General features: G+C 72.9%; 13 protein-coding genes. 9 read left to right on the top strand and 4 right to left on the bottom strand.

Annotated features, from left to right (window positions below; all coding sequences use genetic code 11):
• The first annotated feature begins 9 nt into the window (after window positions 1-9).
• The 8 genes from ABXS69_RS09765 to pth all read left to right on the top strand — a co-directional run bounded on the left by ABXS69_RS09765 (window position 10) and on the right by pth (window position 6,918).
• A complete protein-coding gene (locus ABXS69_RS09765; RefSeq protein ID WP_366180463.1) occupies window positions 10-579 on the top strand; it encodes a hypothetical protein in 570 nt (189 codons plus the stop codon).
• 170 nt (window positions 580-749) lie between these two features.
• Entirely contained in the window at window positions 750-2,036 is a 1,287-nt protein-coding gene (eno, locus tag ABXS69_RS09760; protein ID WP_366180462.1) for a phosphopyruvate hydratase, read from the top strand.
• Window positions 2,037-2,230: 194 nt separating this feature from the next.
• Window positions 2,231-2,950: a septum formation initiator family protein gene (locus tag ABXS69_RS09755; protein WP_366180461.1), complete on the top strand. Its 720-nt coding sequence runs from the start codon at window positions 2,231-2,233 to the stop codon at window positions 2,948-2,950.
• On the top strand, window positions 2,947-3,525 hold the full coding sequence (locus ABXS69_RS09750; RefSeq protein ID WP_366180460.1) for a DUF501 domain-containing protein: 579 nt from the start codon (window positions 2,947-2,949) through the stop codon (window positions 3,523-3,525). Before ABXS69_RS09755 ends, ABXS69_RS09750 begins: the two co-directional genes overlap by 4 nt.
• 27 nt (window positions 3,526-3,552) lie before the next feature.
• Window positions 3,553-4,533, top strand: coding sequence for an exopolyphosphatase (locus tag ABXS69_RS09745; protein ID WP_366180459.1), 981 nt, complete (start codon window positions 3,553-3,555; stop codon window positions 4,531-4,533).
• A complete protein-coding gene (locus ABXS69_RS09740) occupies window positions 4,526-5,464 on the top strand; it encodes a type I 3-dehydroquinate dehydratase (protein WP_366180458.1) in 939 nt (312 codons plus the stop codon). The genes ABXS69_RS09745 and ABXS69_RS09740 overlap by 8 nt, the downstream gene beginning before the upstream one ends.
• 225 nt (window positions 5,465-5,689) lie before the next feature.
• On the top strand, window positions 5,690-6,298 hold the full coding sequence (locus tag ABXS69_RS09735) for a 50S ribosomal protein L25/general stress protein Ctc (RefSeq protein ID WP_366180457.1): 609 nt from the start codon (window positions 5,690-5,692) through the stop codon (window positions 6,296-6,298).
• 23 nt (window positions 6,299-6,321) lie between these two features.
• Window positions 6,322-6,918, top strand: a complete 597-nt coding sequence (gene pth / locus ABXS69_RS09730) for an aminoacyl-tRNA hydrolase (RefSeq protein ID WP_366180456.1) — start codon at window positions 6,322-6,324, stop codon at window positions 6,916-6,918.
• 56 nt (window positions 6,919-6,974) lie between these two features.
• Here pth and ABXS69_RS09725 read toward each other — a convergent pair whose 3' ends face one another.
• From ABXS69_RS09725 to ABXS69_RS09710, 4 genes are read right to left on the bottom strand one after another with little or no spacing between them, the layout of a single operon-like run.
• Window positions 6,975-7,724 (bottom strand): response regulator transcription factor, encoded by a 750-nt coding sequence (locus ABXS69_RS09725; RefSeq protein WP_366180455.1) that lies wholly within the window; start codon window positions 7,722-7,724, stop codon window positions 6,975-6,977.
• A complete protein-coding gene (locus tag ABXS69_RS09720; protein ID WP_366180454.1) occupies window positions 7,706-9,301 on the bottom strand; it encodes a histidine kinase in 1,596 nt (531 codons plus the stop codon). The genes ABXS69_RS09725 and ABXS69_RS09720 overlap by 19 nt, the downstream gene beginning before the upstream one ends.
• Before the next feature lie 10 nt (window positions 9,302-9,311).
• Window positions 9,312-10,148 carry an ABC transporter permease subunit gene (locus ABXS69_RS09715; protein WP_366180453.1) on the bottom strand — a complete coding sequence of 279 codons (837 nt, stop codon included), beginning with the start codon at window positions 10,146-10,148 and terminating at the stop codon, window positions 9,312-9,314.
• A 25-nt stretch (window positions 10,149-10,173) separates the two neighbouring features.
• The gene (locus tag ABXS69_RS09710; protein ID WP_366180452.1) at window positions 10,174-11,121 is read right to left on the bottom strand and encodes an ABC transporter ATP-binding protein; all 948 of its coding nucleotides are present in this window, start codon (window positions 11,119-11,121) and stop codon (window positions 10,174-10,176) included.
• A gap of 376 nt (window positions 11,122-11,497) precedes the next feature.
• Here ABXS69_RS09710 and ABXS69_RS09705 point away from each other — a divergent pair, with 376 nt between their 5' ends.
• Entirely contained in the window at window positions 11,498-12,478 is a 981-nt protein-coding gene (locus ABXS69_RS09705; protein WP_366180451.1) for a Bax inhibitor-1/YccA family protein, read from the top strand.
• Window positions 12,479-12,516: the final 38 nt, after the last annotated feature.

The raw sequence follows: 12,516 nt of genomic DNA, 5'->3' as shown, positions 1-12,516 counted from the left end.
AGAAGCACCGTGACCGCTCCCCGGATCGCCTCCCGCGCGCCCCGACTGCTCGCCGCCGCGGCCCTCCTGCTCGGCGCCTCAGCCCTGGGAGCCTGCTCCGCCCAGCCCGGCATCGCCGCCACCTCCTCCTACACGGGGCTCGACGGCGTCACGCGCTCGACGACGATCACGGAGAAGGAGCTGCAGAGGACCGCCGAGGAGCTCAAGCCGCTGAACTGGCCCGTCGCCAGGACGCTCACGCTCCTCGTCTCAGCCGACCTCATCGAGGAGGCCGGCGCGGCCCAGGGCCTCACAGTGAGCGACGAGCAGATCGACGTCCTGCTCGACGACCAGGTCGGCAAGGGCGAGCACTCCGCCCAGGCTCGGCGGGCGATGCGCGCCACCTACCTGTACGGCCTCATCTCCAAACCCGGCCAGGGCGGCATCGACGCCACGCGGGCCGCGCAGGCGCTGGGCGACATCCAGCGGATCAACGGCGCCGCGGATATCAAGGTCTCCCCGCGCTACTCCAGCGCCCGCCCCTGGATCCTCGAGCCCTCCGCGGCCCAGCGCGGCGCGCAGCAGCCGGCGGCGCGCTGACGCCGGACCGTCGCCGCGCCTCGCGGCCAGCCCCGGCGCGACCCGCGTTCTCGCCGGACGTGAACTCCGCCGACCCGGGGACCATGGCCCTCGTGCGGACCTGCCCATCCCGGTAGGCTTGGGCCGCATCCGGATCACCCCGATCGGTTCACACGACAAAGGAGCACCAAGTGGCCCTCATCGAGAACGTTCACGCCCGCGAGATCCTCGACTCCCGCGGCAACCCGACCCTTGAGGTCGAGATCCTCCTGGAGGACGGCTCCTTCGCCCGTGCCGCCGTCCCCTCGGGCGCCTCCACCGGCGCCTTCGAGGCCGTTGAGCTGCGCGACGGCGACGAGGGCCGTTACCTCGGTAAGGGCGTGGAGAAGGCCGTCGCCAATGTCAACGAGACCATCGCCCCCGAGATCATCGGCTACGACGCCGCTGACCAGCGCGGCCTCGACCAGCTCATGATCGACCTGGACGGCACCCCCAACAAGGGCAAGCTCGGCGCCAACGCCATCCTCGGCGTCTCCCTGGCCGCCGCGGCCGCCTCCGCCGACTCCGCCGGCCTCGAGCTCTTCCAGTACGTCGGCGGCCCGAACGCCCACGTCCTGCCCGTCCCGATGATGAACATCCTCAACGGCGGCTCCCACGCCGACTCCAACGTCGACATCCAGGAGTTCATGATCGCCCCCATCGGCGCCAAGACCTTCCGCGAGGCCCTGCGCATGGGCGCCGAGGTCTACCACTCCCTCAAGGCCGTCGTGAAGGGCCGCGGCCTGTCCACCGGCCTGGGCGACGAGGGCGGCTTCGCCCCCAACCTCGACTCCAACCGCGAGGCCCTTGAGCTCATCGTCGAGGCCATTGAGAAGGCCGGCTACAAGCCCGGCGCCGACGTCGCGCTGGCCATGGACGTCGCCTCCACCGAGTTCTTCGACGAGAAGACCAAGACCTACCAGTTCGAGGGCGAGGCCCGCGACAACGCCTTCATGGTCGACTACTACGAGAAGCTCATCACCGACTTCCCGATCGTCTCCATCGAGGACCCGCTCAGCGAGGACGAGTGGGAGGACTGGAAGGCTCTGACCGACAAGATCGGTGACCGCATCCAGCTCGTCGGCGACGACTTCTTCGTCACCAACCCCGAGCGCCTGGCCAAGGGCATCGAGCTGGGTGCCGCCAACGCCCTGCTGGTCAAGGTCAACCAGATCGGCTCCCTCACCGAGACCCTCGAGGCCGTCGAGATGGCCCACCGCGCCGGCTACAAGTCGATGACCTCCCACCGCTCGGGCGAGACCGAGGACGTCACCATCGCCGACCTCGCCGTGGCCACCAACTCCGGCCAGATCAAGACCGGTGCCCCCGCCCGCGGCGAGCGCATCAACAAGTACAACCAGCTCCTGCGCATCGAGGAGTCCCTCGGCGAGGCCGCCGTCTACGCCGGTGCCTCCGCCTTCCCGCGTTTCAAGGCCTGAGCCCAGGTCCGGGCGCCTCGCCCGCCCTGGGATCATGGAGATCTGAAGCCCTCCGCCTCGCGCGGGCCAGCGACCGCTGGCCCGCGCGAGGCCATTTTTCCCCCACTGCCCCGTGATCCTTCCGCGCCCACGGTCCGTGCCACTCCCGGGTGCGCCTGCTTGGAGGAGGCCCGGCCCTGCGGCAGGATCGCCCCATGACCCCGCGCCGCCCGACCCCCGCCCGCCCCAGGGCACGATCCGAGGCCCGCCCCGCCCCGCGCACGACCGCCCGCAGTACCGGGCCCGGGCGCCTCTCCGAGGCCGGCGACGCCGTTCGTCCCCGCCGCGTTGAGCGGCCCGAGCGCTCCGACGGCCCTGAACGGCCCAGCGCGGCGTTCGAGCGCGGCTCAGCCCGGGCCGCTGCCGCTGAGCCGGTGCCGACCCCCATGGCCCTGCGCCTAGGCGGCCCGGAGGGCCCCGCCCTGCCCGTCCGCCTGCTCGCGCTCACGGCCGTGATCATCCTCGCGCTCGTCGTCGTCCTGCCCACCCTCAACCACTACCTGGCGCAGCGCGCCCGGTACGACGCCGTCGCCCACCAGATCGACGCCGCCAGGGCCACCGCCACCGCCCTCGAGCAGGAGGCGGCCCAGTGGCAGGACGAGGCCTACGTGCGATCCCAGGCGCGCGAGCGCCTCTCCTACGTGATGCCGGGGGAGAGGAGCTACGTCGTCGTCGGCGCCGACGAGGCGCGGGCCGACGCCGATGCCCGGGCCGCCGCCAAGGAGGAGACCCGCGCCCCCTGGTACGACGCCCTCACGGAGTCCGCGGCCGTCGCCGGTGGCGCGTCCCCCGCCCCGACGCCTACCGTCACCCCCTCCGCGAGCCCGAGCGCGTCGTCGGCACCGGCTCCCTCCGCTTCCGAGGCCGCGAAATGAGCGCCGATCGGGACGGGCGCGGCGCTCGCGCCCGGCAGGAGGAGCGCGCGGCGGCGGGCGGGGAGCATGGGCGCCGGACCCTCCCGGAAGTCTCCCAGGCCGATCTCGACGCCCTGGCCGAGCAGCTCGGGCGCGTGCCCCGCGGCGTCGTCTCCATCGCGGCGCGCTGCGTGTGCGGCCGCCCCACCGTCGTTCGCACGGCGCCCCGCCTCCCTGACGGCTCGCCCTTCCCCACCAGCTACTACCTCACGCACCCCGCCGCCGTGCGCGGCTGCTCCACCCTCGAGGCCGAGCACCTCATGGAGAACCTCAACGCCCGCCTCCGTCAGGACGAGGCTCTCGCCGACGCCTACCGGCGCGCCCACGGGCACTACCTGGCTGCCCGCGCCGAGCTCGGCTCTCCCCACGAGATCGAGGGAGTGAGCGCGGGCGGCATGCCCACCCGCGTCAAATGCCTCCACGCCCTCCTCGGACACGCCCTGGCCGCCGGGCCGGGCGTCAACCCGATCGGCGACCTCACCCTGGAGGCCCTGCGCGAGCGCGGCCTGTGGGACGATCGCCGCTGCAGCTGCTGACCACTGCCGACCCCGTCCGGAGGACCCATGGCGCCCATCCGCGTCGCCGCGATCGACTGCGGCACGAACACGATCCGCCTGCTCATCGCCGACGCCCACCCCGACGGCGGACCCACCGGCTGGCGCCTGGAGCGAGTCCAACGGCGCTCGACGATCGTGCGCCTTGGTCAGGGCGTGGACAGGACCGGCCGCCTCGATGACGGGGCCCTGGAGCGCACCCTGGATGTCGTGACCGACTACGCCGAGCGCATCCGGGCCGCAGGTGCTCAGAGCGCGCGCTTCGTCGCCACCTCCGCCACGAGGGACGCGAGCAACCGGGACGTCTTCGTCAAGGGCGTCCGCCAGCGACTCGGCGTCGAGCCCGAGGTCGTCTCCGGCCAGGAGGAGGCGCGCCTGTCCTTCGCCGGCTCGCTCCTGGGCGCGCAGGGCGGGGGGCGGCGCCTCGTCGTCGACCTCGGCGGCGGCTCCACCGAGCTGGTCCTCGGCACGCGGGCGCCCGAGGCGGCGATCTCCCTGGACACCGGCTCCGTGCGCGTCACCGAGCGCTACCTCGCCGACGGCGTCACCCGCGCGGCTGAGGCCGCCGCCCGGGCGCACGTGCGCGATCTCCTCGACCGCGCCGAGGAGGTCGTGGACCTGGGCGCCACCGAGGAGCTCGTGGGCCTGGCCGGCACGATCACCACGATCACCGCCCACGCCCTGAGCCTGGCCGACTTCGAGCCCGGCTCGATCCACGGCTCCCGCCTGCCACTGGGCGCCGTGCTGGCCTCCTGCGAGGCGGTCCTCCGCTCGACGGCGGCCGAGCGCGAGTCCTGGGGCTACCTGCGCCCAGGGCGGCGCGACGTCATCGCCGCGGGAGCCCTCGTGTGGTCCGAGGTCATCGGCCGGGTCGCCGAGCGCACGGGCGAGGCCGGGCACCCCCTGGAGTCCGCGGTCACCTCGCTCACCGACATCCTCGACGGCATCGCCCTGTCCTTGGCCGATGGAGGGGGCCAGCGCCGTGACTGAGGCTCCCGCCACGGGGGGAGGCCGGACCCCGTCGCCCGGCTCGCCGCTCTGCCCGCGCCCCGCGAGGATCGGGGCCGCCGAGCTCGGCGGGGAGCGCGTGGTCATCGCCGTGGCCACGACAGCCGACACCATTGACGGTGCGAGGGGCGCCGGTGGCGCCAGGGGCTCAGGCTCCGCGCTCGCCCAGGCGCTCGCTGCCGCGGCTGGAGGGGCGGATCTCGTGGAGCTCCGGCTCGACCTGCTCTCACCGCCGCGCTCCGCCGGCCCGCAGGCCCAGGCCGCCTTCTGGAATGAGGCCATCCTCTCGGTCGCCGCGGCCCTGGCCCCCACTGGCACGCCTCTGCTCGCCACCGCGCGCAGCCGGCGCGAGGGCGGCGGCGCGGCCATGGATCCGCGCGAGCAGACCGAGGCCCTGGGCGCGCTCATCGATCTCCAGGCCGAGCATCGCGCCGGGCGCGCGATCGCCGACGCGCTCGACGTCGAGCTGTCCACCGGCGCCCTGCCTGCCCTGGCCGAGCGGGCCCACGAGGCGGGGATCGTCGTCGTCGCGTCGAGCCACGACTTCACCGCCACCCCGCCGGACGGGGAGATGCTGGAGAGGCTGGAGCGGATGGAGGCCGGCGGCGCCGATTGCGCGAAGATCGCCGTCATGCCGCGCACTGAGGAGGACGTCGACCGCGCGCTCCAGGTGGCGGCGCGGGCGCGGGCCTCCCTCAGCATCCCGGTGGCGGTCATCTCCATGGGTGAGCGGGGGCGGCGCAGTCGCCTGGAGGGCTGGCGCTACGGCTCCGCCCTCACCTTCGCCGCCCTCAGCGCCGACCCCGCCGCAGCCTCCGCCCCCGGCCAGCCCGTCATCGCCGACCTCCTCCCCCTCTCCCACCGAGACCGGTCGAAAACAGGAGCGAAACCGGGCGGTTCTCCACAGGCGTGACTGACGCTGGCCCTCGCCCCTAGAGCGTCCGGGGTGGCCCGCCTCACCGGCTCCCGCCTGGCCCGCGCGCGGCGGTGTGCCGTACTGTTGGCCCGAAACCCCGGCGAGGGACACGCGCGAGCGCGTGCATCCGTGATCGACGTGGTGGCACCGGAGCGTGCTGCGCGTCGTCGCGCCGGACCGCCGACGCGCGGGGCGCGCCCCGCCCTCCTCAGGAGACTCCAGATGTCCAACGCCATCACCCTCAAGGCCACCGTCCGCACCGGCTCCGGCAAGGGCGCCGCCCGCCAGGCCCGCCGCGATGGCCGGTGCCCCGCCGTCGTCTACGGCCACGGCTCCGAGCCCCGTCACATCCTCCTCGAGGAGCACGCCACTCGCCTAGCCCTGCGTGGCAACGAGAACGCCCTGATCAACATCGACCTGGAGGGCGAGGACCTGCTCGCCATCGTCAAGGACATCCAGCGCCACCCCATCCGCCCCGGCGTGCAGCACGTCGACTTCCTCCTGGTCAACCGCAATGAGCGCGTCGACGTCGAGGTGCCGGTCAACATCATCGGCACCTCCGCCCCCGGCACCATCCACATGATCGAGCTCGACCACGTCGAGGTCACCGCGCCGGCCGTCGCCATCCCCGAGGCCATCGACGTCGACATCACCGGCGTCGAGGGCGGCACCATCATCACCGTGGCCGACCTGGCGCTGCCCAAGGACGTCGAGGCGATCTCCGACGCCGAGCTCGCCGTCGTCAACGTGACGATCCCGACGGCCCGCGATGCGGGCGACGCCGCAGAGGGCGCGGCCGCTGAGGACGGGTCCGCCCCGGCCGCCGAGTGACGCCCACGCGCGGCTGATCACCCATGAGCGACCCCTGGCTCATCGTCGGGCTGGGGAATCCCGAGGCCCGGTACGCCCACAACCGCCACAACATCGGTCACATGGTGATCGACGCGCTGGCGGGGCGGACCGGGTCTCGGCTCTCCCGCCACAAGGCCCGCGCCCGCGTCGCTGAGGCCCGCCTCGGCCTCCTGCCCGGCGGCGCGCCCGGGCCGCGCGTCATCCTCGCCCGCCCCGAGGCCTTCATGAACGTCTCCGGCGGCCCGGTCAAGGCCCTCGTGCGGTTCTACGGCGTCGACCCAACCGAGCGCCTGCTCGTCATCCACGACGAGCTCGACATCAGCCCCCATGAGATGCGGCTCAAGCGGGGCGGCGGCGAGGGCGGGCACAACGGACTGCGGTCGATCTCCCAGGCCCTGGGCACGCGCGACTACGCCCGCCTGCGCGTGGGCATCGGCCGACCGCCCGGTCGCCAGGACCCGGCCGACTTCGTGCTGTCCGACTTCCCGGCGCGTGAGCGCTCCGACTGGGCAGTCACCTGCGAGGAGGCCGCAGACGCCGTCGAGAGCCTGGTGATCGTCGGTTTTGACGCCGCCCAGCTCAGGCTCCACTCCGCCTGAAGCGGAGGGGTGGGAGGGGGCGGGCGGCTCCGGGCCCGCCGCGCCGCCCGTCTCACTCAGGGCGTCATGAGCCCCGTCTCATAGGCGACGACGACGGCCTGCACCCGATCCCGCACGTCCAGCTTGGCCAGGACGTTGCCCACATGGGTCTTGACCGTGGTCGCGGAGACGATGAGCTCGTCCGCGATCTCCTGATTGCTCATGCCCTGGGCCATGAGGATGAGGATCTCCCTCTCGCGGGGGGTCAGCGACCCCAGGCGTGGGTCCTCGGGGGCGGGGGCGCCGCCCGCGTTCGGCAGGTCGCCCGCGAACATCTCCAGCATCCGGCGCGTGATACGGGGCGAGACCACCGCCTCCCCGCTGGCCACGGTGCGGATCGCCTCAGCGAGCTCGGAGGGCCGGGTGTCCTTGAGCAGGAACCCCGAGGCTCCGGCCCGCAGGCCCGCGAAGGCGTACTCGTCGAGGTCGAAGGTGGTCAGGATGAGGACGCGCGTCTGCGGGCACTCGGCGGTGATCCGCGCGGTGGCCTCGATGCCGTCCATGCCGGGCATGCGCACGTCCATGAGGATGACGTCCGGTTTGAGGGCCCGTGCCTGGGTGACGGCGGCCGCGCCGTCGGAGGCCTCGCCGACCACCTCGATCCCGTCCTCGGCGTCGAGGACCATGCGGAAGCCCATGCGCATGAGGGACTGGTCGTCGGCCAGGATCACGCGCACCGGGGCCCCGGCGCCCTCCGGTGGTGCCGCCTGGGGCGTAGGGCCGGTCCGCTCGGCCGTATCGGTCCCGGTCACATGGGCATCTGCCATGGCGTGGATCCCTCCTGATCCTCCTCGTCCCAGCGCAGGACCGCGCGCACGCGCCATCCCGAGGCGTGGGGACCCGCTTGAACGTTCCCACCATAGACGGCGGCGCGCTCCCGCATCCCGATGAGTCCCTTCCCCGAGCCGTGCATGGGAGTGGTGCCCGGGGCGGCCTCATTGTCCACCGTGAGCACGGCGGTCCCGATGTGCCTCTCGACGTCAACGCTCACCCTGCTCGTGGTGGGAGCGTATCGAAGCACGTTGGTGAGGGACTCCTGGGCGAGGCGGAAGAGGGTCATCTGCAGCCCCCGGTCCTCCGGGAGGTCGCGCCCCCGCCAGGAGTAGGTGATCGGGATCCCCGCGGAGGCGAAGCGGTCGACGAGGATCTGGAGATCCGCCTGCTCGGGGGCCGGTCTCATGGGGACCGCATCGCCGCCGGCGCCGTCCGCGTGGGCGGCGGCGGCGCGCCGCAGGTCGGCGACGGCGGTCGTGGGCTCGCGCGGCGCGACGGTGCCGGGAGGGGCGAACTCGGGGACGGGGAGGTCCTTGATGCGCTTGCCGTCGATGTCGGTCGAGTCGCCCGGCCCGCCGGTGGCGCGGGTCGCGAGGGCGCCGACCTGCGGGTCCTCGCGCAGCACGCCGACGAGCCGCCGCGTGTCGGCCAGGGCGCTGCGGCCCGCCTCCGCCAGTGCCGTGATCGCCTTCCGGGCCATCTCGGGGTCCCGGTCGAGGGCGGCCGCCGCGCCGTCGGCCATGGTGACCATGACGGCCAGGGAGTGGGCGACGACGTCGTGCATCTCCCGCGCGATGCGGGAGCGCTCGGCGGACACCGCCAGCAGGCTGACCTGCTCGCGCTCCAGGGCGATCCGCCTGGCCCGGTCGAGCTCGCGGCTGAGGCGCTCGCGCTGGGCGTGGATCGTCAGGCCGACCACCAGGCCGCACAGGTTGATCAGCGCGAGGACGAACGAGTTGCGCGTGATCGCCCAGGAGGAGAGCGCGTGGACCGGGTCGGTCCTCGCCTGCGCCGCCTCGAACCAGATCTGGCTGAGAATCGCTGTCAGAGTGGTGACGAGGGCCGCGCCGCAGCCGTGGCGCGGGGGATTCCTGGCGGCGATCGTCCCGAGGATGATCGAGGCCGCCGGAAGGTAGAAGCAGGCGACGATGCCCATGGCCGTCGTCGCCCGGATATCAGCGGCCCAGATGGTCAGGAGAGCGGCGTGGTGAAGGGGGAGGATGAGCGTCACGGCCGCCCAGGCGACGCGCGGGGCGCGGCGCCGGAGGAAGAGGCAGAGGCAGCACAGGAGGGCGACGGCGATGGAGAACGGCAGCCAGGGCTGAGTTGTGGGGGCGTCCGCGGGGGTCTTGAGGCTGATGAGGCTGTTGAGCGCGATCGCTGAGGAGATCGCCGCGACCGCGAGCGTGATGAGCAGGTCCACCACGATCGGCGGCACGGACGCCCCGATGGCGCGCAGGCGCCGGCGCCAGGGGCGTCGGCCCCGGCCGCCCTTGGGGGAGGGGGACCGGGGCGGGGCTCCCGGAGCGGCTCCGGGCGCGGCGGGCTCGTTGAGCGGCGTCGCGCTCATCGGGTGCTCATCAGGCATCGCGCCGGGAGAAGAGCGCGTAAGCGATGATCAAGGGGATGATGAACCAGGCGCAGGACACGAGGACGGCCTGCCAGTGCGTGAGGAAGCCATCCCAGGACCGGACCCGGGCGAAGGGGTCGGTCAGGGCGACCACGGCGTTGCCCGGCAGGGCCTCGCTCAGATTCCGGGCCCACTCGAACCGCTCCGACAAGAGGGCGAAGGGGATGGTGATGATGAAGAGGAGGACGACCGCCAACGAGATCGCCCCAGCGGTGGAGCGGAAGATGAATCCCAGGGCCAGGCTCATCAGCGCGATGGCGGCGAAGCCGAGGCCGGCCCCCCAGATGTAGCCGGCGTACTCGGCGTCGGTCAGTGACACCGCGTGGTCCCCGATGAGCGGAGTGGAGATGGCCCAGGTCAGGAGGATGGACACGGCCCCGAGGAGGAAGGCGAAGACGGCCGTGACCAGGGACTTGGCGGCGAAGACCTGTGGGCGGTGAGGGATGGCGGTCAGGGTGGAGCGGATCTGCCCGGAGGCGTACTCGCCGGTGATGAGGAGGGCGGCGAGCACGGCGACGGCGATCTGCCCGAAGGGCGTTCCGGCGGCGATGTTGTCAGCCGCGCCGGTGGCCAGATCGGATTCCGATGCTCTGCCGTAGGCGACGGTGATGCCGACGCCGAAGAGGACGGTGATGATCATGGCGATGGCGGAGGTGACCCAGGTCGAGCGCAGGGAGCGGAATTTGAGCCATTCCGAGCGCAGGGCGCGGACGAAGGTCTGCTTGCCGTTGATGCGGGTGGCGCGGGCGGCTCGCCGTGCCGCGCCGGGGGTGGTGGGGGCGGTCATGGGGTTCTCCTTGGGGTCGGCGGGGTCAGGCTCGGTGGGCGGCGCGCCTGGCCGGCTGGCTGTCCTGGGCGGGGGTGGTGCTGTACTCGGTGGCGCTGCCGGTGAGCTCGAGGTAGGCCTCCTCGAGGCTGGCCTTGATGCTGGTCAGCTCGTGCAGGGTGATGCCGTGGGCGGCGGCGAGATCGCCGATGCGGGCGGCGGGGGCGTCGGTGAGGGTCAGGACGCCGGGCTCGGGGGTGGAGACGGCGATGCCCTGGGCGGCCAGGAGGGCTGCGAGGTCGGAGGCCTGGGGGGAGGCCACGCGCACGGTGTCGGTGGTGGCCGAGGCGATGACCTCGCTCACGGGGCCGGCGGTGAGGATGCGGCCGCGGCCGATGACGATGAGGTGGTCGGCGGTCTGGGACATCTCGCTCATCAGGTGCGAGGAGATGAAGACGGTGCGTCCCTCGGCGGCCAGGGCGCGGCAGGTCTGGCGCACCCAGATGACCCCCTCGGGGTCGAGCCCGTTGACGGGCTCGTCGAAGATGAGGATGTCGGGGTCGCCCAGGAGGGCCGCGGCCATGCCCAGCCGCTGGCCCATCCCGAGGCTGAACCCCTTGACCCGCTTCTTGGCCACCTGGGTCAGGCCTGTGATGTCCAGGACCTCGTCGACGCGGCTGGTGGGGATGCCGTTGGAGACGGCCAGCTGCGTGAGGTGGGCGCGGGCCGAGCGCGATCCGTGCAGTCCTTTGGCGTCCAGGAGGGCGCCGACGGAGCACAGGGGGGCGCTCAGGTCCTTGTACTTCTTGCCGGCCACGGTCACGGTGCCGGAGGTGGGCTTGTCCAGGCCCACGATCATGCGCATGGTGGTGGACTTGCCGGCGCCGTTGGGGCCCAGGAAGCCGGTGACGGTGCCGGGCTCGACGGTGAAGGAGATGTTGTCCACGGCCAGTTTGTCGCCGTAGCGCTTCGTCAGTCCACGTGCCTCGATCATGGTTCCTGGCTCCTTAGGTTGGGGGGATCGCCGCGCGGCTCGCGCGGCCCGACGGGGTCTATGGGCGCCGTCGGGGCCGGAGAGGTGACTGCGCTGGTCCCGACGGCGTGGCACCAGGCTAGTCAAGGGCCCCCACCGGTCCATCGGCGCGCGGGATGATCCTGCGAGGGGAGCGGGGCAGGACCCACGGTGGACGCGTCTCCTCCTCGAGGAGGAGACGCGGGGGAGGCGCGAGCGGGACGCGGCGGAGGCGGGTACTGGTACCCCGGACGACGGTCGACCGGGCTGGGGAATGTGCGGCAGGATGGGGGCGTTCAGATGGAGGGCCCGAGCCGGGCCGCGCCGTCGGCAGTCCCCGTCCAGAGAGGACACACCCTTGAGCAACCCCTTCTTCGATCGAAACCCGGCCTTCAACGGCGGGGCGCGCGCCGCCGTCGCGACGCCCCAGACCACCCCCGCCGGTTACCCCGCGATGCCCGGGTACCAGCCGGGCCAGCACGGCCAGGCCGCGCCATACGGGCAGGCTCAGTACGAGCAGGCTCAGTACGGCCAGCCGGTGGGATACGGCGCTCCCCAGCAGGCGGGCTACGGCCAGGTCACCCCGGCCCAGCTCGACCGCATGGAGGCCCAGTACGGGGCCCCGGCCGCCACCAACGTGGACCGCGGCCGCATGACCTACGACGACGTCATCATGCGCACGGCCGCGATGTTCGCGGTCATTCTCGCCGTCGGCGCCGTCTCGTGGGTCATGGCGACCAACCCTTCCACAGCCCCCGTCGGATACCTCCTGATGGTCGGAGGCGCGATCGGCGCCCTCGCCCTGGGCCTGGTCAACTCCTTCAAGAAGGTGCCCTCGCCCGCGCTCATCCTGGCCTACTCGGCCAGCGAGGGCGCCATGCTCGGCGCCTTCTCCGGCGTCATGGAGGCGCGCTTCCCCGGGATCGTCATCCAAGCGGTGCTGGCCTCCGTCGCGGTGTTCGCCGTCATGCTCGGCGCCTACAAGATCGGCGGCTTCCGGGTGTCCGGCAAGGCGCAGCGGGTCCTCCTGCTCGCCATGGGCGGCTACTTCGTCTTCTGCCTGCTCAACCTCGGCGTCATGCTGTTCTCCGACGCCGGCGGGCCCTTCGGCCTGCGCTCCTTGGAGATCGCGGGCATCCCGGTCGGCATCATCGTGGGCCTGCTCGCCGTCGTCATGGCGGCCTTCAGCCTGGCGATGGACTTCGAGTCCATCCAGCGGGGCGTCGAGGCCGGCCTGCCCACCCGCTACGCGTGGGCCGGGGCCTTCGGGCTCGTCGTCACCCTCGTGTGGCTGTACGTCGAGATCCTGCGGATCCTGGCGATCTTCTACGACGACTGATCCTCTCAGCGCCCTCCCCGCTCGCGGCCCCGCCGCAT

The sequence above is a fragment of the Actinomyces timonensis genome, from assembly GCF_040702965.1.
Taxonomy (GTDB): domain Bacteria; phylum Actinomycetota; class Actinomycetes; order Actinomycetales; family Actinomycetaceae; genus Actinomyces; species Actinomyces timonensis_A.
Note: the sequence above shows the minus strand (reverse complement) of the source record. Positions and strands in the feature narration are given on the sequence as shown.

Coding starts and splice junctions, on each gene's coding strand:
- ABXS69_RS09715 (WP_366180453.1), bottom strand. CDS start 10,148: ATGACCGCCCCCACCACCCCCGGCGCGGCACGGCGAGCCGCCCGCGCC.
- ABXS69_RS09750 (WP_366180460.1), top strand. CDS start 2,947: ATGAGCGCCGATCGGGACGGGCGCGGCGCTCGCGCCCGGCAGGAGGAG.
- ABXS69_RS09745 (WP_366180459.1), top strand. CDS start 3,553: ATGGCGCCCATCCGCGTCGCCGCGATCGACTGCGGCACGAACACGATC.
- ABXS69_RS09755 (WP_366180461.1), top strand. CDS start 2,231: ATGACCCCGCGCCGCCCGACCCCCGCCCGCCCCAGGGCACGATCCGAG.
- ABXS69_RS09720 (WP_366180454.1), bottom strand. CDS start 9,301: ATGAGCGCGACGCCGCTCAACGAGCCCGCCGCGCCCGGAGCCGCTCCG.
- ABXS69_RS09710 (WP_366180452.1), bottom strand. CDS start 11,121: ATGATCGAGGCACGTGGACTGACGAAGCGCTACGGCGACAAACTGGCC.
- ABXS69_RS09735 (WP_366180457.1), top strand. CDS start 5,690: ATGTCCAACGCCATCACCCTCAAGGCCACCGTCCGCACCGGCTCCGGC.
- pth (WP_366180456.1), top strand. CDS start 6,322: ATGAGCGACCCCTGGCTCATCGTCGGGCTGGGGAATCCCGAGGCCCGG.
- ABXS69_RS09725 (WP_366180455.1), bottom strand. CDS start 7,724: ATGGCAGATGCCCATGTGACCGGGACCGATACGGCCGAGCGGACCGGC.